Annotated in this window: 19 protein-coding genes, 1 other RNA gene and 1 pseudogene; 9 read left to right on the top strand and 12 right to left on the bottom strand. The window is 73.2% G+C overall.

Annotation, left to right across the window (positions count from 1 at the left end):
* Positions 1–35 precede the first annotated feature (35 nt).
* Positions 36–902, bottom strand: coding sequence for a PhzF family phenazine biosynthesis protein (locus ACIPYQ_RS03180; protein WP_401245604.1), 867 nt, complete (start codon positions 900–902; stop codon positions 36–38).
* 122 nt (positions 903–1,024) lie between these two features.
* Between ACIPYQ_RS03180 and ACIPYQ_RS03175 the strand changes: the two genes are divergently transcribed.
* Positions 1,025–1,318, top strand: a complete 294-nt coding sequence (locus ACIPYQ_RS03175; RefSeq protein ID WP_401245602.1) for a hypothetical protein — start codon at positions 1,025–1,027, stop codon at positions 1,316–1,318.
* A gap of 15 nt (positions 1,319–1,333) precedes the next feature.
* On the opposite strand, the gene ACIPYQ_RS03170 is transcribed toward ACIPYQ_RS03175, so the two are convergent.
* A complete protein-coding gene (locus tag ACIPYQ_RS03170; protein ID WP_401245600.1) occupies positions 1,334–2,104 on the bottom strand; it encodes an SDR family oxidoreductase in 771 nt (256 codons plus the stop codon).
* A 108-nt stretch (positions 2,105–2,212) separates the two neighbouring features.
* Between ACIPYQ_RS03170 and ACIPYQ_RS03165 the strand changes: the two genes are divergently transcribed.
* Together ACIPYQ_RS03165 and ACIPYQ_RS03160 are read left to right on the top strand one after the other, a co-directional pair.
* Positions 2,213–3,511 carry a Bcr/CflA family multidrug efflux MFS transporter gene (locus ACIPYQ_RS03165; protein WP_401245598.1) on the top strand — a complete coding sequence of 433 codons (1,299 nt, stop codon included), beginning with the start codon at positions 2,213–2,215 and terminating at the stop codon, positions 3,509–3,511.
* 174 nt (positions 3,512–3,685) lie between these two features.
* A complete protein-coding gene (locus tag ACIPYQ_RS03160; protein WP_401245596.1) occupies positions 3,686–4,693 on the top strand; it encodes a small ribosomal subunit Rsm22 family protein in 1,008 nt (335 codons plus the stop codon).
* Here the strand turns inward: ACIPYQ_RS03160 and ddaH are convergent.
* Positions 4,690–5,508 (bottom strand): annotated as a pseudogene (gene ddaH, locus ACIPYQ_RS03155) (dimethylargininase); the annotation flags it as partial. The gene ACIPYQ_RS03160 and the pseudogene ddaH overlap by 4 nt on opposite strands.
* 133 nt (positions 5,509–5,641) lie before the next feature.
* On the opposite strand from ddaH, the gene ACIPYQ_RS03150 reads away from it, so the two are divergent.
* Together ACIPYQ_RS03150 and ACIPYQ_RS03145 are read left to right on the top strand one after the other, a co-directional pair.
* The gene (locus ACIPYQ_RS03150; protein ID WP_401245594.1) at positions 5,642–6,253 is read left to right on the top strand and encodes a TetR/AcrR family transcriptional regulator; all 612 of its coding nucleotides are present in this window, start codon (positions 5,642–5,644) and stop codon (positions 6,251–6,253) included.
* A gap of 170 nt (positions 6,254–6,423) precedes the next feature.
* Positions 6,424–7,173, top strand: coding sequence for a bifunctional DNA primase/polymerase (locus tag ACIPYQ_RS03145; protein WP_401245592.1), 750 nt, complete (start codon positions 6,424–6,426; stop codon positions 7,171–7,173).
* Between the two features lie 232 nt (positions 7,174–7,405).
* Here the strand turns inward: ACIPYQ_RS03145 and yaaA are convergent, their stop codons facing one another.
* A complete protein-coding gene (gene yaaA / locus ACIPYQ_RS03140) occupies positions 7,406–8,209 on the bottom strand; it encodes a peroxide stress protein YaaA (protein ID WP_401245590.1) in 804 nt (267 codons plus the stop codon).
* Between the two features lie 102 nt (positions 8,210–8,311).
* On the opposite strand from yaaA, the gene ACIPYQ_RS03135 reads away from it, so the two are divergent.
* On the top strand, positions 8,312–9,754 hold the full coding sequence (locus tag ACIPYQ_RS03135) for an RNB domain-containing ribonuclease (RefSeq protein WP_401245588.1): 1,443 nt from the start codon (positions 8,312–8,314) through the stop codon (positions 9,752–9,754).
* On the opposite strand, the gene ACIPYQ_RS03130 is transcribed toward ACIPYQ_RS03135, so the two are convergent.
* Positions 9,751–10,587 (bottom strand): hypothetical protein, encoded by an 837-nt coding sequence (locus ACIPYQ_RS03130; RefSeq protein ID WP_401245586.1) that lies wholly within the window; start codon positions 10,585–10,587, stop codon positions 9,751–9,753. The genes ACIPYQ_RS03135 and ACIPYQ_RS03130 overlap by 4 nt on opposite strands.
* The gene (locus ACIPYQ_RS03125) at positions 10,584–11,318 is read right to left on the bottom strand and encodes a MerR family transcriptional regulator (RefSeq protein WP_401245584.1); all 735 of its coding nucleotides are present in this window, start codon (positions 11,316–11,318) and stop codon (positions 10,584–10,586) included. The genes ACIPYQ_RS03130 and ACIPYQ_RS03125 overlap by 4 nt, the downstream gene beginning before the upstream one ends.
* A gap of 77 nt (positions 11,319–11,395) precedes the next feature.
* On the opposite strand from ACIPYQ_RS03125, the gene rnpB reads away from it, so the two are divergent.
* Positions 11,396–11,797, top strand: an RNA gene (gene rnpB, locus ACIPYQ_RS03120) — RNase P RNA component class A.
* A 436-nt stretch (positions 11,798–12,233) separates the two neighbouring features.
* On the opposite strand, the gene ACIPYQ_RS03115 is transcribed toward rnpB, so the two are convergent.
* From ACIPYQ_RS03115 to ACIPYQ_RS03100, 4 genes are read right to left on the bottom strand one after another with little or no spacing between them, the layout of a single operon-like run.
* Positions 12,234–13,562, bottom strand: coding sequence for a bifunctional RNase H/acid phosphatase (locus ACIPYQ_RS03115; RefSeq protein WP_401245582.1), 1,329 nt, complete (start codon positions 13,560–13,562; stop codon positions 12,234–12,236).
* Entirely contained in the window at positions 13,562–14,305 is a 744-nt protein-coding gene (locus ACIPYQ_RS03110; protein WP_361768828.1) for a C4-type zinc ribbon domain-containing protein, read from the bottom strand. Before ACIPYQ_RS03110 ends, ACIPYQ_RS03115 begins: the two co-directional genes overlap by 1 nt.
* The gene (locus ACIPYQ_RS03105; RefSeq protein WP_362240191.1) at positions 14,302–15,159 is read right to left on the bottom strand and encodes a Nif3-like dinuclear metal center hexameric protein; all 858 of its coding nucleotides are present in this window, start codon (positions 15,157–15,159) and stop codon (positions 14,302–14,304) included. Before ACIPYQ_RS03105 ends, ACIPYQ_RS03110 begins: the two co-directional genes overlap by 4 nt.
* A 40-nt stretch (positions 15,160–15,199) precedes the next feature.
* The gene (locus tag ACIPYQ_RS03100; RefSeq protein WP_401245579.1) at positions 15,200–16,234 is read right to left on the bottom strand and encodes an ABC transporter substrate-binding protein; all 1,035 of its coding nucleotides are present in this window, start codon (positions 16,232–16,234) and stop codon (positions 15,200–15,202) included.
* A 456-nt stretch (positions 16,235–16,690) separates the two neighbouring features.
* Here ACIPYQ_RS03100 and iscB point away from each other — a divergent pair, with 456 nt between their 5' ends.
* Positions 16,691–18,103, top strand: coding sequence for an RNA-guided endonuclease IscB (gene iscB / locus ACIPYQ_RS03095; protein WP_401245577.1), 1,413 nt, complete (start codon positions 16,691–16,693; stop codon positions 18,101–18,103).
* A gap of 48 nt (positions 18,104–18,151) precedes the next feature.
* Positions 18,152–19,213 (top strand): hypothetical protein, encoded by a 1,062-nt coding sequence (locus ACIPYQ_RS03090; protein ID WP_401245575.1) that lies wholly within the window; start codon positions 18,152–18,154, stop codon positions 19,211–19,213.
* Between the two features lie 20 nt (positions 19,214–19,233).
* On the opposite strand, the gene ACIPYQ_RS03085 is transcribed toward ACIPYQ_RS03090, so the two are convergent.
* Together ACIPYQ_RS03085 and ACIPYQ_RS03080 are read right to left on the bottom strand one after the other, a co-directional pair.
* A complete protein-coding gene (locus tag ACIPYQ_RS03085; RefSeq protein ID WP_401245571.1) occupies positions 19,234–20,175 on the bottom strand; it encodes a 3-oxoacyl-ACP reductase in 942 nt (313 codons plus the stop codon).
* Positions 20,176–20,211: 36 nt separating this feature from the next.
* Entirely contained in the window at positions 20,212–21,288 is a 1,077-nt protein-coding gene (locus ACIPYQ_RS03080; protein WP_401245569.1) for a Zn-dependent alcohol dehydrogenase, read from the bottom strand.
* Positions 21,289–21,312: the final 24 nt, after the last annotated feature.

Raw genomic sequence — 21,312 nt, 5'->3', positions numbered from 1 at the left:
CGTACCCGGGCGGGTCTGGGGGACGGGTGGCGCGGTCACGGGAGGCGGGTGCCTTCGCCGCCGACCCTGACCCGGGGGTCACCCGCGCGGAGTTCGACCGTGAGCACCCCCGGCCGACCCATGTCCTCGCCCTGGTGGAGGGTGAGCACGGCGTCCGCCGGGACCAGCCCGAGCTCCCGCGCGTACGCGCCGAACGCGGCCGCCGCGGCCCCCGTGGCCGGGTCCTCGACGACGCCGCCGACCGGGAAGGGGTCCCGTACGTGGAACTCCGCGGGGCCCGCCCGGTGCACCAGCTGGACCGTGGTGAGGTCCAGGCGCCGCATCAGGGCCTCCAGCCGGGCGAAGTCGTAGGCGAGGTCCGCGAGCCGGGCCCGGGTGGCGGCGCCGAGCACGAGGTGGCGGGCTCCGGCGTAGGCGATCCGGGGCGGGAACGCCGGGTCCAGGTCCCCCACGGGCCAGTCCAGCGCGGCCAGCGCCTCGGCGAGGTCGGCCGCGCCGATCTCCTCGACGTGCGGCTCGACGCTGGTCAGCGTGGCCCGCAGCCGCCCGCCGGCCTCGGCGGTGACGGACACGGGCACGGCGCCCGCCCGCGTCGCGAGGAGCAGTTCCCCCGGCCCGATCCGCTCCGCCAGCGCCACGGCCGTGGCCACGGTGGCGTGCCCGCAGAAGGGGACCTCCGCCTTCGCGCTGAAGTACCGCACGGTGAAGGACCGGCCCGCCGGGCCGCCGAGTCCCTCGGGCGGGGCGGTCAGGAAGGCCGTCTCGCTGTAACCCAGCCGGGCGGCGATCGCGAGCATCGCGCCGTCGTCCAGCCCGGCCGCGTCGAGCACGACCCCGGCGGGGTTGCCCCCCTCGGGGTCGTGGGAGAAGGCGGTGTAACGCAGTGCCTCGGTGTCGGTCATGCGGCCATGATCGTCCGGAGTGCCGTGCGGGGTCCAGGGCTTTCGCACCGGGCGGGATGGACGAGCCGCGGCGGGGTACGCGCAAGGGCGACCTGCACCGCACCGCGAGGACGGGGACGACCATGACGGAGCACCCTGACGAGGCCGCCGTGGAGGCCGCCCACGAGCCGCACGACCCGGCCCCGGGCGAGCGCGCCGCCGTCGACCGGGTCCGCGCCGAGGCGGTCGGCATGGGGCACCACCAGGCGGAGGCCGCACTGGAGGCGGCGCGCGCGGAGGGCACCGACCCGGCCGTCGTCGCGGAGTGGGAGCGCATCGAGGAGCACCTGGCCGCGCACCGGGGCCCGTACACCCCGGACGCCGACCCGTTCCTCCAGGGCCTGCTCACGGCTCGCACCCGGCACGGGGCCGGCTGACCCCCTTCTCCCCCTCTACCCCCGCCCGATGTACGGCATCGACGTCGCCATCACCGTCGCGAACTGCACGTTCGCCTCCAGCGGGAGCTCCGCCATGTGCAGGACGGTGCGGGCCACGTCCGCGGCGTCCATCACCGGTTCGACGGCGAGCTGTCCGTTGGCCTGGAGGATGCCGGTCTGCATCCGCTCGGTCATCTCGGTCGCCGCGTTGCCGATGTCGATCTGGCCGCAGGCGATCCGGTACGGACGCCCGTCCAGCGACAGGGACTTCGTCAGGCCCGTCATCGCGTGCTTGGTGGCGGTGTAGGCGATGGAGTTCGGGCGCGGCACGTGCGCCGAGATGGAGCCGTTGTTGATGATGCGGCCGCCCTGCGGGTCCTGCTGCTTCATTTGCCGGAAGGCGGCCTGCGCGCAGAGGAAGGCGCCGGTCAGGTTGACGTCCACGACGGAGCGCCAAGCCTCGTAGGTGATGTCCTCCAGCGGGACCCCGCCGGGCCCGAAGGTGCCCGCGTTGTTGAAGAGGAGGTCGAGGCGCCCGTACCGGGTGCGCACTGACTCGAACAGAGCAGTCACGTCGTCCGGGTGGCTCACGTCCGCCCGGACGACGTGCACGTCGGCGTCGGCGCCGGCCGCGGCGGCCGCGGCGGCCGTCTCCTCCAGCGGCTCGGTCCGGCGGCCCGCGACGGCCACGGACCAGCCCGCCGCGGCCAGGGTCAGCGCCACGGAGCGGCCGATTCCGGAGCCGGCGCCGGTCACCACGGCGATCTTCTTCGTACGTTCGTCCATGGGGCCGCAGGGTACGTCACACGGCGGCCCGGTCCCCGGACGTTCCGATTGCTGAGAGCATGGATCGGTCAGGGGTGCGTAAAGCAGATGAGAAGACTGGAGTTCCGCATGTCGGAGAGAGGCCCCGCGACGGCCGCCTCGCACGACTCGTCGCCCGAATCGCCCTCCGCCCCCGCCACGACGAAGCCCCTGACGGCGGCACGCCGCACGGGCCTGCTCGTCACCTTCATACTCGGCGGGCTCACCGCCCTCCCCCCGCTGTCCATGGACATGTACCTGCCGGCCCTGCCGCAGGTCACCGATGCCCTGAACAGCCCCGCCGCGACCATCCAGCTCACCCTGACGGCCTGCCTCGCCGGCATGGCCCTGGGCCAGCTCGTCATCGGCCCGATGAGCGACAAGTGGGGCCGCCGCCGGCCCCTGCTCGCCGGCATGGTCGTCTACGTCCTGGCCACCGCGATCTGCGCCCTCGCGCCGACCGCCGAGCTGCTGATCTCCTTCCGGCTGCTCCAGGGCCTGGCCGGCGCCGCCGCGATCGTCATCGCGCGCGCCGTCGTACGCGACCTGTACGACGGCGACGAGATGGCCCGCTTCTTCTCCACCCTGATGCTCATATCCGGGGCCGCCCCGATCATCGCCCCGCTCATCGGCGGCCAGGTGCTGCGCTTCGCCGACTGGCGGGGGGTCTTCGTCGTCCTCACCGGCGTCGGCACGGTCCTCACCCTGATGGTCTGGCGCAGCCTCGGCGAGACCCTGCCGCCCGAGCGGCGGCACACCGGCGGCGTCGGCTCCGCCCTGCGGACCATGCGCGGGCTGCTCGGCGACCGCGTCTTCACCGGCTACACCCTGACCGGCGGCTTCTCCTTCGCCGCCCTCTTCTCGTACATCTCGGCCTCCCCCTTCGTGGTGCAGGAGATCTACGGGGCTTCCCCCCAGGCCTTCGCCCTGCTCTTCGGCCTCAACTCGGTCGGCCTGATCCTCGTCGGCCAGATCAACGGCAAGCTGCTGGTCGGCCGGGTCAGCCTGGACAAGGTCCTGGCCGTGGGACTCGGGACCGTGCTGGCCGCCACGGTGGCCCTGCTGCTGATGTCGACGGGCGTGTTCGGGGAGGTCGGGCTGACGCCGATCGCCGCCGCGCTGTTCGTCCTGATGTCGGCGATGGGCGTGGTCCTGCCGAACACCAACGCCCAGGCCCTGATGCGCACCCCGCACGCGGCCGGCTCGGCCTCCGCACTGCTCGGCACCTCCTCCTTCCTGATCGGCGCGATCGCCTCGCCGCTGGTGGGCATCGCGGGCGAGGACACGGCCGTCCCGATGGCCCTGGTCCAACTGATCTGCGCCATCCTGGCCCTGACCACCTTCCTGAGCCTCTGCCGCCCGTGGCGCAAGCAGGACGCGCGGGCCTGATCCGGCCGCGCCGGCACAATCCAGCCCCGCCGGCGTTTGAGGCGCGGGGCCGGGGGCGGAGCCCCGATCTTTCAGCCTCGCCGGCGTTTGAGGCGCGGGGTCCGGGGCGGAGCCCCGGGTCCGGGCGGAGCCCGGCTGGCGGGGCCACCGCGGCCTGCGACATAAACTTCGCAGGTGAACGCCTCCGCCCCCACCACCGCCGACACCCTCCGCAGCACGCTCGGCGGGCTGCTCGACGGCCTCCCGCCGAAGCAGGCCGCGGCCGCCGTCGAGCGGCTCATCGCCAGCTACCGGGGGCAGACCCCGACCGACGCGCCCGTACTGCGCGACCGCTCCGACGTGGCGGCGTACGCGGCGTACCGGATGCCGGCCACCTTCGAGGCCGTACGGTCCGCCCTGGACGGGCTGGCCGAGGCGGCGCCGGGCTGGGCGCCGGGCTCGCACGTGGACGTGGGCGGCGGCACGGGCGCCGCGACCTGGGCGGTGGACGCGACCTGGGACGGCCCGCGGGAGACCACGGTGCTGGACTGGGCGGAGCCGGCGCTGAAGCTCGGCCAGGAGCTGGCGCGGGCCTCCGCCTCGCCCGTGCTGCGCGCCGCGCACTGGCGGCGGGCCGTCATCGGCTCCGGGCTGTCCCTGCCCGACGCCGACCTGGTGACGGTCTCGTACGTGCTGGGCGAGCTGACCCCGCAGGCCCGTACGGCGGTCGTCGCCGAGGCGGCGCGGGCCGGGCAGGCGGTGGTGCTGATCGAGCCGGGCACGCCGGAGGGCTACCTGCGCATCCGCGAGGCCCGCGATCAGCTGATCGCCGCCGGACTGCGGGTGGCCGCCCCGTGCCCGCACGACGGGACCTGCCCGATCGAGGTCGGCCAGGACTGGTGCCACTTCTCGGCGCGGGTCAGCCGGTCCTCCCTGCACCGCAAGGTCAAGGGCGGCTCGCTCCCGTACGAGGACGAGAAGTTCAGCTACGTCGCCGCGACCCGCTTCCCGGTGGAGCCGGCCGCCTTCCGGATCACGCGCAAGCCGCAGATCCGGAAGGGGCTGGTCCAGCTGGAACTGTGCGGCCCCGAAGGAGAGGGCCTGACCCGGGTCAACGTGACCAAACGCCACGGCGACCTCTACAAGGCGGCGCGGGACGCCGACTGGGGCCAGGCCTGGCCGCCGCCCTCCGAAGAGGACTAGGGCCGCAGCTCCTGGGTGCAGCACTTCACGCTGCCGCCGCCCTTGAGCAGTTCACCCAGGTCCATCGGGACCGGCTCGAACCCCCGGTCCCGTAGCGGCGCCAGCAGGCCGGTGGCGGCCTGCGGGAGCAGGACGTGCCGGCCGTCGGACACCGCGTTCAGGCCGAGGGCGGCCGCGTCCCGGCCGTCCGCGATCAGGGCGTCCGGGAAGAGGCGCCTGAGCACGCCCTGGCTGCCGGGCGAGAAGGCGTCCGGGTAGTACATGATCTCGTCGCCGTCGAGGACGCTGAGCGCCGTGTCCAGGTGGTAGTAGCGCGGGTCCACCAGGTCGAGGCCGATGACCGGGCGGCCGAAGAACTCCTGGGCCTCGTCGTGCGAGAGCGGGCTGGAGCGGAAGCCCCGGCCGGCCAGGATGTAGCCGGCCGTGACGGCGAAGTCGCCCTCGCCCTCGTTGACGTGGGACGGCTCGTGGACGTCCTGGTAGCCGTGGCTGCGGAACCAGTCGAGGTGGATCTCGGCCTCTGCGGCCCGTTCCGGGTAGGCGAACCGGGCACCGAGCACCCGGCCGTCGACGACCAGGGCCCCGTTCGCCGCGAAGACCATGTCGGGCAGGTCGGGCTCGGGGACGAGGGTCTCGACGGTGTGGCCGAGGGAGCGGTAGCGGTCCCTCAGGTCTTCCCACTGGGCGTGTGCGAGGGGCAGGTCCACCGGTTTCGTGGGATCCATCCACGGGTTGATGGAGTACGTGACCTTGAAGTGTGCGGGTGGGCACATCAGGTAGCGCCGGGGTGTGGCGTCTCTGCGCAAAGAAGGCTCCTCACGACTTTCACGACTCTGGACGAGTACGGAAGAGAATCGTCTCTCCTACCGCTGGACGACACAGTGAACTGACCGGGTGGTTTACGCAACCATAGAAAGACGAGACGTCTCGCTTTGATAGCTTCGGGCCATGACCAAGACCCCTGACGCCACCCGCCGCAGCGACCGCTCCCGGCGCGCCATCCTCGACGCCGCGCTCACCCTCGTCGGGGAGGTCGGCTACAACAAGCTGACCATCGAGGCCATCGCCGCCCGCGCGGGCGTCGGCAAGCAGACCATCTACCGCTGGTGGCCGTCGAAGGCCGCCGTCCTCCTCGACGCCTCCCTCGCCCTCGCCGGCGACGCGGAGACCGAGGGCGGCTGGACCGGCTTCCCCGACACCGGGGACCTCGCGGGCGACCTGAAGTCCGTACTGCGCGCCACGGTGGACGAGTTCAACGACGAGAAGTACGCGGCCCCCGCGCGCGCCCTGACGGCGGCCGGGGCCACCGACCCCGAACTCGGCGCCCGCTTCACCGAGCAGCTCCTGGAGCCGCAGCTCGCCCTGTACGAGGCCCGGTTGAAGACGGCCCGGGAGGCCGGCCAGCTCGCACCGGACACCGATCTGCGGCTGACGGTGGAGATGCTGCTCGGGCCGCTGACGTACCGCTGGCTCATGCGCACCGCGCCCCTGACGCACGCTTACACCGACGCACTGGTGGACCGGGTGCTGGGCGGGGTGGCCAACGTCACCGCCCGCTAGCCGGCCGGCGACCGGCGGACACCCGAGACCATTTGCCCCGATGGTGGGGCTATGTGGGGGTTGCCGGTCACCCCTCCCCGGCCCCCCGGTCGTCAAGAGCGGTCACCCGAGGCGCAGGATGGTGGGACGATGTGAAGGTCCGCCGGGGATACGGTGAGGTGAGGGGATAGATGGGGTCTGAGTCCGGCCGCGTCAAACGCGGCGAGCAGAGCAGGATTTCCCAGTGGCTGCGCCGGCGGCAGAAACCCACCGCCGAGGACCCCGCACGAGAGCGCGAGGCGCTCCTCCTGGCCGTCGCCGCCGCCGGTCTGCCGCTCGCCCCCGCCGCCCATCCCGCCGGTTACCGATGTTCGTGCGACCGGATCGGCTGTCCGACGCCCGCACGGCACCCCATCTCCTTCGCCTGGCAGACCCAGTCGACCACCGACCGCGCGCAGGTCGAACGCTGGGCGCGCAACCAGCCCCAGGCCAACTTCATCACCGCGACCGGCATGGTCCACGACGTCCTCGACGTCCCGCTGGAAGCCGGCGCCGCCGCGCTGGCCCGCCTGCTGGAGGCCGGCATCGAGGTCGGCCCCGTCGCCGAGTCCGGCGGCACCGGCGAGCAGGCCCGGATGCTCTTCTTCACCGCCACCCGCGGCACCCCCGAGGACGAGGACGAGTGGTGGCCGTGCGAACTGGACTGCCACCCCGAGACGATGGACGAACACCCCGGCCTGCGCTGGCACTGCCGCGGCAGCTACGTCCTGGTCCCGCCGGCGGCCCTTCCCGGTGACCTGGCGGTGACCTGGCTGCGCGGCATGGAGCACCCGCTCCCGGACCCGCTCACCCTCCTCGAAACGCTGACGGACGCCTGTGCCGCCTACGCGGGTACCGCGAATCTGACCCCGGCCGCCGTAGCCTGGCCCCTGGGCCACTAGCCCCGGCGGCCGAGGCCGCACGTCCTCTCGGGCTCCGCCCCAGCCCGGGTGCGGCACCGCCGCGCAAGCGACCGGGCTCCGCCCGGCCTTGGGGCTCCGCCCCAAACCCCGCTCCTCAAACGCCGGAGGGGCTGGGTCTTTCAGCCTCGCCGGCGTTTGAGGCGCGGGGTCCGGGGTGGAACCCCGGCTACCGCGGAGCGGTGTGCTTGGGCAGTGAAGCGGCGGCGGCGCGTCAGTGGTGGATCTGGGTGACGACCACGTCGAGGGACCAGGGCTTGCCCGGCTTCGCGGGGGCCTCGGCCTCGACCACGTAGCCCAGGTCCCGCAGGGTCGTGACCAGCTCCGCCGGCGACTCGGGGGCGGAACCCGCGAGCAGGAGGTCACGCACGAGGCGACCCTTCGTCGCCTTGTTGAAGTGGCTCACCACCGACCGCTTCTCCACCCCGTCCACCACCTGCGAGTGCAGCACCCGAACGGTCGCCGTCCGCCCCGCCACCTCCCCCTTCGGCTTCCACGCGGCCGTGTACGCCGAAGACCGCAGGTCCAGGACCAGTCCCTCCCCCGCCGCCTCGGGCATGACGGAAGCCATCGGCCCCCGCCAGTACGCGCCGAGCGCGCCCAGCCCCGGCAGCTTCACGCCCATCGAGCAGCGGTACGAGGGGATCCGGTCGGTGATCCGCACCGCACCCCACAGCCCCGAGAAGACGAGCAGCGCGTCCTCCGCCCGCCCCCGCGCCGCCGCGGGCAGGTCGGCCAGACCCAGCGCGTCGTACAGCACGCCCGTGTAGATCTCCCCCGCCGGGCGGGCCACCGCGGACCGCAGCTCCACGTTCTTCGCGACCTCGCCCCGCAGGCCCTCGCTCAGCCCCAGCACCTCGCGCGCCTTGAGCTCGTCGCCCGCGCACAGCTCGACCAGTTCCTCCAGCACCGCCGCACGGGCCGGGGCCAGACCGGGCAGCGACAGCGACTCCGGCTTCAGCGGTGCGCCGGAGCCGCCGGCGGCCTTTCCTTCGGACGGCGGCAGCAGCACGAGCACGGTGGTTCTCCTTCAATACGACACGGCGCAGGGGATGCGGCCCCCCGGCCAGGGTAGACGGCTCGCCGTGCCGTCCGGGCCGCCCGACCATAGGCTCGATCCATGCCACGCCGTCAGATGCACATGACCGGCGCAGACGGGGCTGCTCTGCGGGCCGCGCTGCGTGAACTGCGGACGGAGCTGGGAGTGCCCTCGGAGTTCCCGGCGGCGGTCCTCGCCGATGCCGAGCACGCGGCCGCGCACCCCCGCCTCCCGGACCTGGACAGCACCGACATCCCCCTCTTCACCATCGACCCGCCGTCCTCCGTGGACCTCGACCAGGCCATGCACCTGGCGAAACGCGCCTCCGGCGGCTACCGCGTCCACTACGCCATCGCCGACGTCGCCGCCTTCGTCACCCCCGGCGGACCGCTCGACACGGAGGCCCACCGCCGCGTCACCACCCTCTACTTCCCCGACGGGAGGGTCCCGCTGCACCCGGCCGTGCTCTCGGAGGACGCGGCCAGCCTGCTGCCCGACCGGACCCGTCCCGCGCTGCTGTGGCGCTTCGACCTGGACCCCGACGGCCGCGTGGAGACCGTCGACGTGCGGCGCGCCCTCGTCCGCAGCCGGGCCAAGCTCGACTACGACCGCGTCCAGAAGGCCATCGACACCGGCACGGCCGAGGAGCCGCTCGCCCTGCTGAAGGACGTCGGCCGGCTCCGCGAGGCCCTGGAACAGGAGCGCGGCGGCATCTCGCTCAACGTGCCCGAGCAGGAGGTCGTCGAGCACGACGGCACGTACTCCCTGGCCTACCGCGCCCCGCTCCCCGCGGACGGCTGGAACGCCCAGATCTCCCTGATGACCGGCATGGCCGCCGCCGATCTGATGCTGGCCACCGGCACGGGCATCCTGCGTACGCTGCCCAGCGCCCCCGACGGCGCCGTCGGCAGGCTCCGCCGGGCCGCGAAGGCCCTGCGGATCGACTGGCCGCACCACGTCCCGTACGCCGAACTCGTACGCTCCCTCGATCCGCACCGCCCCGCCCACGCCGCCTTCCTCCAGGAGTGCACGGCCCTGCTGCGGGGCGCCGGCTACACCGTCTTCACCGGCGGCGAGACCCCCGACCCGGCGATCCACGCCGCGGTGGCGGCCCCGTACGCCCACTGCACCGCGCCGCTGCGCCGGCTCGCCGACCGGTACGCCGGCGAGCTGTGCGTGGCGGCGGTCGCCGGGGCCGAGCCCCCGCGGTGGGCCGTCGCGGCCCTGGACACCCTCCCCCGGGAGATGGCGGACGGCACCCGGCTGGCGAACACGGCCGAGCGGGAGTCCGTGGACCTCGTCGAGGCGGCCGTGCTCAAGGACCGCGTCGGGCAGACCTTCGAGGCCACGGTCATCGACGTCGACGAACGGGAGCCGCTCGCCGGCATCGTCCACCTGGAGGACCCCGCGGTCGTCGGACGCGTCGAGTCCACCGCGCGGGCGCTCCCGCTGGGCGACCGCATCCGGGTCCGGCTCACGCAGGCCGACCCGGGCACGTCGAAGATCCTCTTCGCGCCCGTCTAGGAGGGGGCGGGCTGCCGGCGCAGGGCGGTGACCAGCGCGCGCGGGTCGTCGGCGTGGAAGCGGACGGTCCGCGCCTCGGCCGTGGCCCCGAGCGGGCGGGTGAAGGGGAGCGGCCGGTTCAGCTCCAGGGTCACCGTGGTCTGGCTGCCGACGATCAGGTCGAGCACCCCGTCCTCGGACAGCGTGACCAGCCGGCCCTCGGGGTAACGGCGCTCCACCCGTACCGAGGCCACCGCGTCCGGCGGTACGGCGAGGTCGAAGAGGGCGCCGTAGCGGATCAGCAGGGACCCGTCCGGACGGACCACGTGCGGCCGGGTGACACAGGCGGCGTGCAGGGCCAGCACGATCAGGACCCCGTACACGTCGAGCACGAGCACCACCCGGTGGACCGCCGGCCAGGGAATGAGGAAGGCCAGGGCCACCGTCTCCACCACCGACACGAAGAGCATCCCGTACATCATGGCCGTCTGCGGTCCGGTGTACGCGGCGGCGAGATCGCCGGGGCGCACCCCGTGCCGCCTGCGCACGGTCCACCTCCCGAGGGCGGCGAGGGCGTGCAGCTCGTGCCGCAGCAGCCGCCGCACCTGGACCGGCACCACGGCCCGCACGGCCTCCCGCCAGGCCTCCCCGCGCCCGGCCCCGCGGGCGCGCCCGGCGGCGTACAGCCCCCACAGCACCCGGGCCTCCAGCAGCAGCACGGCGACGAGCACCACCTCGGTGGCGGCGAGCGCCCAGCCGGGCACGCGCACCCCGGCCGCCAGACACACCACGAGCGCCAGCTCCGCCGGGACCACTGCGGTGACGGCGATCCGCGCCGCCCGTATGCGGGTCATCCCCGCCCCCTCTCGATGAATGCCTCCATGACGCGGCGGACGACCTCCGCCTGCGCGGGCGCGTACTCGGCGAGCAGCGCCTCCTTGAACCCGGCCACGACCGGCCCCTCGGCGGGGATCGCCGCGAACACCTCGTCGGGGACGGACGCCACCAGCTCCGCCGCCAGCGACGGGATCCGCGGATCGTCCACGGGGGCGTCGGCGAGCTCGTCGAGGCGCTCGTACAGGGCGAGCACGGCGGGGTCCGCGGCGAGCGGCCCGAGGGCGGCGTAGATCTCCTGGCCGCCCGCGCCCGCCGCGTCGAGGAGGATCAGGTGCTCGCGGTCCTTGGCCGCGGTCGGGGAGCCGGTCGCGGGCGCCTTCGCCAGCAGCTCGGCGAGCGCGGGCGACAGGGGCTCGCCCTCCCCCGGCCCGGCGGCGAGCAGCACCGCGAGCCGCCGTCGGCGCTCCACGATCTCGGCCTCCTGCCGGGCCAGATCGGCGTCGAGCTCTTCGAGTACGTCGGCCAGTTCGCGCCCGGCGTCGTCCGCGAGGACGTCGCGCACCTCGTCGAGGCTGAGCCCGAGCTCGGTGAGCCGCCGGACACGGGACAGCAGGACGGCGTCCCGCAGGCTGTAGGCCCGGTATCCGTTGGAACGCCGCTCCGGTTCCGGGAGCAGCCCGACATGGTGGTAGTGCCGGATCGCCCGGGTGGTGACCCCGACGACCGCGGCGATCTCTCCGATCCGCATGAGCCCAGTAGAAACCCTGCCGTTGCGTCAAGGTCAAGCGCGGCCGTCGCCCCGGGTAACATGTCCACCACGGCAGACGAGTCGGCCGGGCGGCCGCGTCGGGATCCTCGGATCCCGCCGAGGAACGTCCGGGCTCCACAGGGCAGGGTGGTGGGTAACGCCCACCCGGGGTGACCCGCGGGACAGTGCCACAGAAAACAGACCGCCGGGGACTTCGGTCCTCGGTAAGGGTGAAACGGTGGTGTAAGAGACCACCAGCGCCTGAGGTGACTCAGGCGGCTAGGTAAACCCCACCTGGAGCAAGGTCAAGAGGATCCGTCTCCGGACGGGTCTGCGCGAACGATCGAGGGCTGCCCGCCCGAGTTCGCGGGTAGACCGCACGAGGCCGGTGGCAACACCGGTCCTAGATGGATGGCCGTCTCCCCGGCGACCGCGAGGTCACCGGGCGACAGAACCCGGCGTACAGGCCGACTCGTCTGCCCCTCCCACTCCGGGGCGGTTCTGTCCTCCCGCAAGGTGCCACGGCCCGCCGACCCCCAGCGCGGCTCTGGCGGGGTGGCTCGGTGCGGCTCAAAGACCGGGGCTCCGCCCCGAACCCCGCTCCTCAAACGCCGGCGAGGCTGGATGGTGCGGGGACGGGTGTGTGCAGGGGCGCTCCCCGCAGGGCGTCGAACACAAGGTGCCCCGGCCCACCGACCCCCCGACACGTTCGACGCCCGAGGAGACGCCCCGGAACACACCCGGCCCAGGCCGCACCGCCGAAGCCCGCACCCAGGCCGGCAAGGCCAGCGGCACGCCCGGCCCAAGCCGCACCGATCCGCCGGCCTCCGCATCGCACCCGGCCGGCCAGGCCACCGGCGCAGCCAACCCGCCCGCCGAGCCCCGGCCAGAAACCCGCAGCCCGGCCGGCGAGGCCTACCGCAGGTGCGACGTCTCGTTCAGCAGCCGGACCGACGCGTTGCCGTCCGCGTAGTAGGCGACGGCCGAGAGGGAGGCCGCCGAGAGCTCCATGCGGAACAGCGCTTCGGGCGGCGCGCCCAGGGCGAGGCGGACCAGGATCTTGACCGGGGTCACGTGGGTGACGAGCAGGACCGTCCGGCCCGCGTGCGCGGCCAGCAGCCGGTCGCGGGTGGCCGAGATCCGGCGGGTGGCGGCCGTGAAGCTCTCGCCGCCGCCCGTGGGAGCCGCCCTCGGGGAGTCCAGCCAGGCCTGGAGGTCGTCCGGGAACCGCTCCTGCACCTCGGCGAAGGTCAGGCCCTCCCAGGCGCCGAAGTCCACCTCGCGCAGCCCCTCCTCGACCGTCACGGCCAGGCCGAGGCGGTCGGCGACCGCCTGCGCCGTCTCGCGGCAGCGGCGCAGCGGGGAGCTGATGATCGTCTGCACGGTGCCGCGGGCGGCCAGGGCTTCGGCCACGGCGGCAGCCTGTGCCCGGCCGGCCGGGGACAGTTCGGGGTCGCTGCCCCCGCTGCCGGAGAAGCGCTTCTGCGGGGTGAGGGCGGTCTCCCCGTGCCGGAGCAGTACGAAGGTGGCCGGGGCCCCCATGTCCGGGCCCCAGCCGGTGCCGGAGGCCGGGGCTTCCGCCCGGGCGGGGACGCCCGTCTCGTCCGGGCTGAACAGCGTGTCATCGGCAGCCGGCTCAGCCGCACCGCGGGAGCCCGTACCACGGGAGCCCTTACCAGCGCCGACGCCGGAGGCGAGGGCGGCCCGGACGGCCGCGGCGCCCGCCACGGCGTCCCCGGGCGGGCCGGCCGGCGGCGGGGTCCCCAGGGTCCGGGCCGCCGAGGCGTCCAGGGCGGCCGTGGAGCCGGACGGCTCCCACTGCTTGCCGCGCTTGCCCGCGTCCATCGCCTCGTTGGCGAGCCGGTCCGCGTGCTTGTTCTTCTCGCGCGGGATCCACTCGTACGTGACCTGCGCGCGGGGCAGGATCTTCGCCGCCTCCGCCGCCAGGGGCTTCATGTCCGGGTGCTTGATCTTCCAGCGGCCCGACATCTGCTCGACGACGAGCTTGGAGTCCATGCGTACGAGGACCACCGCGTCCGGGTCCAGCTCGCGGGCGGCCTCCAGACCGGCGATCAGCCCCTTGTACTCCGCCACGTTGTTCGTCGCGACGCCGATGTACTCCGCGCGCTCGGCCAGCGTCTCGCCCGTCGCCGGGTCGAGGACGACCGCGCCGTAGCCGGCGGGCCCCGGGTTGCCCCGGGACCCGCCGTCCGCCTCCACGACGAACCCGGCAGACCTCTGCATCAGATGCCCGAGTCCGCCGTACGGACCAGGATGCGGCCGCAGTTCTCGTGACGTACGACCTGGTCGCGGGCGGCGGCCTTGATCTCGTTCACCTCGGCCATGTCCAGCTCCAGCCGGCAGCCCTCGCAGCGGCGCTGGTAGAGGCGCGCGGCGCCGACCCCGCCCTGCTTGACGCGGATCTTCTCGTACAGGGCCATCAGGTCGGTCGGCATGGACGTGACGATGACCTCGCGGTCCTTGGTCACCTTCGCCGCCTCGGCGTCGATCTCGGTGGTGGCCGCGTCCCGGCGCGCGGTGGCGTCCGCCACCTTGGCCTCCAGGGCGGAGACGCGCTCGGTGAGCTCGGTGACCCGCTCCTGCGCGGCCTCCAGGCGCTCCATGACCTCCAGGACCACGTCCTCCAGGTCGCCCTGGCGCTTGGCGAGGGAGACGACCTCGCTCTGCAGGTTCGCCAGGTCCCGGGCCGAGATGCCCACGCCGGAGTCCAGCCGCTGCTGGTCGCGGACCGCGCGCTGGCGCACCTGGTCGACGTCCTGCTCCGCCTTGGTCTGCTCGCGCGCGGTGTCGCTCGCCTGGGTCTGGGCGGCGACGAGCAGGTCGCGCTGCTGCGTCAGGTCCTTGGTGAGCGAGTCGAGCTCGGCGTGCTCGGGCAGCGACTTGCGCTTGTGGGCGAGCTGAGACAGCCGGACGTCCAGCGCCTGGACGTCGAGAAGTCGGATCTGGTCGGCGGGCTCGGCGTTCAGTTGGGGGCTCCAGGGATAGAAGGGTGTGTGACGGACGGCGCGTGCGCCGTCCAGGGGTCGGTGACCGTGCGCGAGACATGGGTGCGCAGACCCCAGCCCTTGCGCTCGGAGATCGCGTCGAGCTGCGCGGCGGCCTGCTCGCACCAGGGCCACTCGGTGGCCCAGTGGGCGGCGTCGACGAGGGCGAGCGGGCTCTGCTCGCGGGCCTCGGACACCGGGTGGTGGCGCAGGTCCGCGGTCAGGAAGGCGTCCACGCCCGCGGCCCTGACCTGCTCGAAGAGGCTGTCGCCGGAGCCTCCGCTGACGGCGACGGTACGGATGAGGGCGTCCGGGTCGCCCGCGAAACGGATGCCCTGCGCGGTGTGCGGCAGCCAGGCGGCGGCGCGGGCCGCGAACTCGCGCAGGGTCTCGGGGTGGTCCAGTTCGCAGATCCGGCCGAGGCCGCGGCGGCCCTCGGGGTCGGTCGGGTCGGGCACCAGCGGGCCGGTGATCCGCAGGTCGAGGGCGCCGGCGAGGGCGTCGGAGACCCCGGGGTCGGCGGTGTCGGCGTTGGTGTGGGCGACGTGCAGCGCGATGTCGTTCTTGATCAGCGTGTGCACGACGCGGCCCTTGAAGGTGCCGGCCTCGACGGTGGTGGTGCCCCGCAGATAGAGGGGATGGTGGGTGACGATCAGGTCGGCGCCCAGCTTCACCGCCTCGTCGGCGATCTCCTGTACGGGGTCCACGGCGAACAGGACCCGGCCGACCTCGGCTTCGGGGTCGCCGCAGACCGTTCCGACGGCATCCCACTGCTCGGCCCGCGAGGGGGGCCAGAGAGCGTCCAGCGCTGCGATGACTTCAGAGAGACGGGGCACGGGCCAAGGCTACCGTCCCCGTCACCGCGACCTGCCCGGACTACTTGACCAGGAAGCCGCGCAGGTCGTCGAGGACCTTGTCGGCGGCGGTCACTCCGAGGCCCAGGTACCAGGTCTCGTCCGGGACGTCCTTGGCCCGGCCCTGCTGCACGGCCTCCAGGCCCTTCCACAGCGGGTTGGCCTCGGCCGAGTCCCGCTTGGTCTTGTCCTTGGACCCGTAGACGCCGGTGAAGATCCAGTCGGCGGCGGCCTCGTCCATGCGCTCCGGGCCGACTTCGACGGCGAGGTCCTCGACCTGCTGGTTCTGCGGGCGCGGCAGGCCGGTGTCCTTGAGGATGGTGCCGATGAAGGAGGCCCCGGCGTACAGGCGGGTCTTGCCGGGCATGTAGCGCAGCATCGTGACGGTCGGCTTCTTCTCGCCGAGGTCGTCGCCGAGCTTCTTCGCCTTGGCCTGGTAGGCGGCGAGCTTGGCCTTGGCCTCGGCGCTCTTGTCGAGGGCGGCCGCGTTGAGGAGGTAGTTCTCCTTCCACGGGAAGCCGGGCCGGATGGAGAACACGGTCGGGGCGATCTTCGAGAGCGCGGGGTACTGGTCCGCGGCGCGCAGCCGGCTGCCGAGGATCAGGTCGGGCTTGAGCGCGTTGATCGCTTCCAGGTTGAGGCTGTTGATGGTGCCGACGGACTTGGGGGCGCCGGCCTCGTTCTTGAGGTAGTCGGGGATGCCCGCGTCGCCCTCGGACGGCGCGTAGCCGACGGGCTTGAGGCCCAGGGAGACAACGTTGTCCAGCTCGCCGACGTCGAGGACGACGACCCGCTGCGGCGCGGCCTTGAGCTCCGTGGCGCCCATGGCGTGGGTGACGGTGCGCGGGAACTGCCCGGGCGCGGCGGCGGTCCCGAACGCGGCGGTCTTCGCCGCGGCATCCCCGAACTCCTTGCCGCCCTGCGCGACGACCTTCCCTCCCCCGGCGGAACCGTTGTCCTTGGCCTCCTTCCCGTCCTGCCCGCCACAGGCGGTCAGGGCGAGCGCGGCAGCGGCGGCGAGGGCGACGGCGGCGGTTCCGCGGCGTCGGAGGGACATGTCAGAACTCCTCGGGGTGGGGGAGCGGACGGCAACCGAGCATCCGGTTAGGCATACCTAAGTTCGCCCCACCCTAAACGCCCCGATATCGCACAGCACAATCGCCTCGTCCACCACAAACAAATCGCTGCCCGGACACCCGTATGTGTGAAGCCGGGGTGGGGGTGTTGTTCGGCAGGAACCCCGAAAACTAGCTTCCACCCCGGAGGTGAAGCACGGGTACCGGGATCCCCCTCCGGCGGATGGAGCCGATCGGCTGCTCCGGTCGAGGGCCGCCGGTACCAGCATCAGCCAACAGCACACATGCCGAGGTGAAGGAAGTTGGCTACGTTCCACGTAGGCGAGCAGACCCACCAGCCCGTGCTTCCTCAGCGGGCTGCTCTGGAATCCGAGTCAGCAGACACCCCCCGGATCGGGGACGAAACGGGACTCGGACGCCGCTGTGCGGCAACCGGCGTGGAACATGTGCGAGGGGAGACCGCCGATGCCTCACCTGGCATCGACGGCGTCACCCCCCACCCCAAGGTGGGGGAGAAGGCCCGTGAGGGTCACCCTGTCGTGTTCGTCCTGGACCGGCACCACACACCCCTGCAACCGACCAGCCCCGCCAGGGCCCGCAAGCTTCTCCATCAGGGTCGGGCGGTCGTGGTCCGGCACACCCCGTTCGTCATCAGGCTGAAGGACCGCTCCGCGGAGCAGTCGCAGGTGGACGGGGTGGAACTCGGGATCGACCCCGGGTCGAAGCAGACCGGCGTCGCCGTCTCCACCACCAGGAACGGCAACCGCCGCGGCCTGTACGCCATCGAACTCGCCCACCGGGGCAGCCGGATACGGGACGCGCTCACCCGGCGTGCCGCCTACCGCCGCGGCCGGCGGACCCGCAACCTGCGCCATCGCAAGCCCCGCTTCTCCAATCGAACCCGACGTGAGGACTGGCTCGCCCCCTCGCTGCGTCACCGCGTGGACACCACCATGTCGTGGACCACACGACTCGCCCGCTGGGCACCCGTCCGCGCGGTGCACGTGGAGCGAGTCGCGTTCGACACCCATGTCATGTCCAACGGCGAACCACTGGCGGGGGTCGCCTACCAGCACGGCACCCTGTACGGCACAGAGGTCCGCGCCTACCTCCTCGCCAAGTGGGGGAAGGCCTGCGCCTACTGCGGCGCCACCGGAGTCCCGCTCAACATCGACCACATTCACCCCCGCTCACGCGGAGGCAGCGACCGCATCTCCAACCTGTGCACCGCGTGCGTCCCCTGCAACGAGAGCAAGTCCAACCAGCCGGTCGAAGACTTCCTCCGGCAGTCACCGCAGCGACTGGCCCTCGTCCTCGCCCAGGCCAAAGCCCCACTCCAGGACGCGGCAGCCGTCAACGCCACCCGCTGGGCTCTGTGGCGCGCCCTCGACGCCGCGTTCCCCACCGTGCGCACGGCATCGGGCAGCCGCACCAAGTGGAACCGGCTGCGGACCGGCACGCCGAAGAGCCACACACTCGACGCCCTGTGCGTCGGCGAACTCCAGGCCATCAACCGCACCCCGGCGCGCGTCCTCGTGGTCACCGCGACAGGACGCGGCTCGTACAGCCGCACCCGCACCGACAAGCACGGCTTCCCTCGCCTCCGCCTGCCCAGGCAGAAGCAGTTCTTCGGGTACCAGACCGGAGACCTGGCCCGCGCAGTCGTGCCCACCGGCAAGAACGCCGGTACCCACACGGGTCGCATAGCCGTCCGCGCCGGCGGCGGCTTCGACATCAGGACCGCACACGGTCTCGTCCAGGGCATCCGCCACAAACGTTTCCGTCTCCTCCAGCGAGCCGACGGCTACGCCTATGCCAACCGACCCGAAGGGCCCACGCCCGCTGAATGACGGGCACCCCCGTCGAAGAGATCTCCGCGCTCTCCACGAAGGACAAGAATGACTGCCTGTGCTGTGGCTGTTGCGGCGTTCACCATCGCCGCGGACGGGTCGTACGCCGCCCGGCTCGCCGGGGAGGGGGAGGCGCGCTTCGTGGAGCGCTGGACCCTGGCCGGGCCCGAGCCGTACGCGGTTCCGCTGCCGCTCGGGCAGCCCGAGGAGGCCGACAGTGAGGTGCTGCCGCTGGCCGACGGGCGGGTGCTGATCCACCGGCGGGTCGCGGAGCGGCACGCCTTCGCGCTGCTGTACCCGACGGGGGCGGCGGCCGGGCCGCGCACCGGGGAGCTGCAGCTGGGCGCCGTGGACGCGGAGGAGGGCGTACGGGTGTCCCTGCTCCCCCCGTCCCCGGACGGGGCCTGCGCCTTCGTGCTGGCCTCGGCGGACGGGGTGACCACGGTCTGGCAGGTGGCCGGGTGCGCGTTCGGGCCGCAGCCGGTCGCCCGGATCCCGGGGCGGTGCTCGGGCGGCGTGTGGCTGGACCGGGTGGGCCGGCTGCTGGCCCTGGACCGGGAGCTGGAGGGCACGACCAAGGCCGTCGCCGTGGACCTGGGCCGTGGCGAGGTGTCCCCGCTGCTGCAGATCGCCGAGGACAGTGACGACCGGCTGCTGCTGGCGGACCCGGACAGCGGGCTGCTGCTGATCCGCTCCGACGCCCCGGGCGAACCGCGCCTGGGCTGGGGGGTGCTGGGCAGCTCGCGCCCGGTCCGCTTCCCGGAGTGCCTGCGGCTCGGGGACGCGCTCCCCTTCGCCGCGCAGCCGGGGCAGGCGCTGATGCCGGAGACCTGCGGGGTGGCGCTGCGGCTGCCCGAGGGGGACATCGGCCTGTGGCGTCCCGCCGACCGGCACGTGTTCCGGCTGGCCGCCCCCGCCGGCTGGCTCGGCGGTACGGGCCTGTGGAGCCCGCAGGGCCGCCTGCACCTCCCGTACGCGACCCCGGACGTGTCCTGCGGGATCGTCGGTCTGACCCTGCCGGTCTCCCCTCCCCCGCCGGTCCGCCTGGACCCGCCGCCGGCCCCGCCGCGCCCGGTCCCCCTCCAGCAGGCTCCGCTGTCGGGGAGGTAAGGCGGGCGGGGTGTTTCCGGTCAGGCGTGCTTGAGGCCCAGGACCTCCGTCGCCGCGAAGGTCTCGTTCGCCGGGCGGGAGGCGTAGTGCGGGGTCAGGACCTCGTCGAGCTCCTCGTAGGAGAAGGCCTCCTTGCCCGTGTCGAACTTGGCGGCAACCTTCGGGCGTTCCATGACGACGACGATGCCGCCGTGTACGACGAACAGCTGGCCGTTGGCCCTGGCGGAGGCGGGCGAGGCCAGGTAGCCGACGAGCGGGGAGACGTGCTCGGGGGCCAGGGCGTCCAGCTTGCCGTCCTCCGGGACCTCGAAGCCGGCGAAGACGTCCTCGGTCATCCGGGTGCGGGCGCGCGGGCAGATGGCGTTGGCCGTCACCCCGTACTTGGCGAGGGCCAGGGCGGTCGAGGTGGTCAGGCCCACGATGCCGCCCTTGGCCGCCGCGTAGTTCGGCTGGCCGGCCGAGCCGCCGAGGAAGGCCTCGGAGGAGGTGTTGACGATCCGGCCGTAGACCGGGCCGCCCGCCGCCTTCGACCGCTCGCGCCAGTGCACGGAGGCGAAGTGGGTGGTGTTGAAGTGCCCCTTGAGGTGGACCCGGATCACCGAGTCCCACTCCTCCTCCGACATCGAGAAGACCATCCGGTCGCGCAGGATGCCCGCGTTGTTGACCAGGATGTCCAGCTTCCCGAAGCTGGTCACGGCCAGCTCGACCAGTTCGCGCGCCTGCTCGAAGTCGGCCACGTCGCCCAGGTGCGCCACCGCCCGGCCGCCCGCGGCGCGGATCTCCGCGGCGACCTCCTCCGCCGGGGCGGCCGAAGCCTCCCCCGAGCCGTCGCGGCCGGGCTGGCCGAAGTCGTTGACGACCACGCTCGCGCCGAGCCGGGCGAGCTCGATCGCCTCGGCCCGGCCGAGCCCGCGGCCCGCGCCCGTGACGATGGCGGAGAGTCCCTCAAGTGGCAGTGACATCCGTACGGTTCCCCTCGGAATCGGCAGAACGGGTGGTCAGAGTTCGATGCAGGTGCGCAGGGCGACGCCCGTGCGCATCTGGTCGAGGGCCTCGTTGATCTCGGCGAGGCTGACCCGGTGGGTGATCAGGTTCTCCAGGTCGATGCGGCCGGCCCGCCACAGCGCGATGGTGCGCTCGTAGGAGCGGAGCACGTCGCCGCCGCCGTACATCGACGGCAGGATCTTCTTCTCGTCGAAGAACAGCGAGAACATGTTGATCTGGAAGTTGTCGTCGAGGGCGCCCGCGCCGACGATGACGACGGAGCCGCCGCGCCGCGTCATCTCGTACGCCTTCTGCGCGGTCGCGGACTTGCCGACGACCTCGAAGACGTAGTCGAAGCCCTCACCGGCCGTGATCCGGTTCTTGGCGTCGGCGAACTCCTCGGGGGAGACCGCCTCGGTGGCGCCGAACCGCAGCGCCGCCTCCCGCCGCGAGGCGACCGGGTCCACGGCGACGATCTGTGCGGCGCCCTGGACCTTGGCGCCCTGGATGACGGATATGCCGACGCCGCCGCAGCCTATGACGGCGACCGAGGAGCCGGCCTCCACCTTGGCGGTGTTGATGGCCGCGCCGAGCCCGGTGGTGACGCCGCAGCCGATCAGCGCCGCGATGTCGAAGGGCAGGTCGTCGGGGATCGGGATGGCGCAGGGGGCCGGTACGACCATCTCCTCGGAGAAGGTGCCGGTGCCGGCGAAGCCGAAGATGTCGCTGGCCGCCCGCTTGAAGTTGGGGGTGGCGACGTTCCCGAAGGCCTCCAGGCACAGGTGTCCCTGGCCGCGCTTGCAGGAGGGACAGTGCCCGCACGGCGGCAGCCAGCAGACGAGGACCCGGTCGCCGATCTTGTGGCTGGTGACCCCGTCGCCGACGTCCGTGATCACGCCGGAGCCCTCGTGGCCGGGGATGAAGGGGGCGGGCTGGGGCAGTACGCCGCTCATCGCGGAGAGGTCGGAGTGGCACAGGCCGGTGGCCTTGATGCGGATCCTGACCTTGCCGGGGCCGAAGCCCACGGCTTCCATGTCGTCGACGACTTCGAGCTTGTCCTGGCCGATCTCGCTCTGCAGTGCTGCGCGCACGGTGCGGCTCCTTAAGAGGGCGTA

The sequence above is a fragment of the Streptomyces sp. NPDC090045 genome (assembly GCF_044747975.1).
Lineage (GTDB): Bacteria > Actinomycetota > Actinomycetes > Streptomycetales > Streptomycetaceae > Streptomyces.
This window is presented reverse-complemented; position numbering and strand designations above follow the sequence as displayed.

Coding starts and splice junctions, on each gene's coding strand:
- ACIPYQ_RS03135 (WP_401245588.1), top strand. CDS start 8,312: ATGCCACGCCGTCAGATGCACATGACCGGCGCAGACGGGGCTGCTCTG.
- ACIPYQ_RS03130 (WP_401245586.1), bottom strand. CDS start 10,587: ATGACCCGCATACGGGCGGCGCGGATCGCCGTCACCGCAGTGGTCCCG.
- ACIPYQ_RS03150 (WP_401245594.1), top strand. CDS start 5,642: ATGACCAAGACCCCTGACGCCACCCGCCGCAGCGACCGCTCCCGGCGC.
- ACIPYQ_RS03180 (WP_401245604.1), bottom strand. CDS start 902: ATGACCGACACCGAGGCACTGCGTTACACCGCCTTCTCCCACGACCCC.
- ACIPYQ_RS03125 (WP_401245584.1), bottom strand. CDS start 11,318: ATGCGGATCGGAGAGATCGCCGCGGTCGTCGGGGTCACCACCCGGGCG.
- ACIPYQ_RS03100 (WP_401245579.1), bottom strand. CDS start 16,234: ATGTCCCTCCGACGCCGCGGAACCGCCGCCGTCGCCCTCGCCGCCGCT.
- ACIPYQ_RS03145 (WP_401245592.1), top strand. CDS start 6,424: ATGGGGTCTGAGTCCGGCCGCGTCAAACGCGGCGAGCAGAGCAGGATT.
- ACIPYQ_RS03115 (WP_401245582.1), bottom strand. CDS start 13,562: ATGCAGAGGTCTGCCGGGTTCGTCGTGGAGGCGGACGGCGGGTCCCGG.
- ACIPYQ_RS03170 (WP_401245600.1), bottom strand. CDS start 2,104: ATGGACGAACGTACGAAGAAGATCGCCGTGGTGACCGGCGCCGGCTCC.
- ACIPYQ_RS03085 (WP_401245571.1), bottom strand. CDS start 20,175: ATGTCACTGCCACTTGAGGGACTCTCCGCCATCGTCACGGGCGCGGGC.
- ACIPYQ_RS03175 (WP_401245602.1), top strand. CDS start 1,025: ATGACGGAGCACCCTGACGAGGCCGCCGTGGAGGCCGCCCACGAGCCG.
- ACIPYQ_RS03165 (WP_401245598.1), top strand. CDS start 2,213: ATGTCGGAGAGAGGCCCCGCGACGGCCGCCTCGCACGACTCGTCGCCC.
- ACIPYQ_RS03090 (WP_401245575.1), top strand. CDS start 18,152: ATGACTGCCTGTGCTGTGGCTGTTGCGGCGTTCACCATCGCCGCGGAC.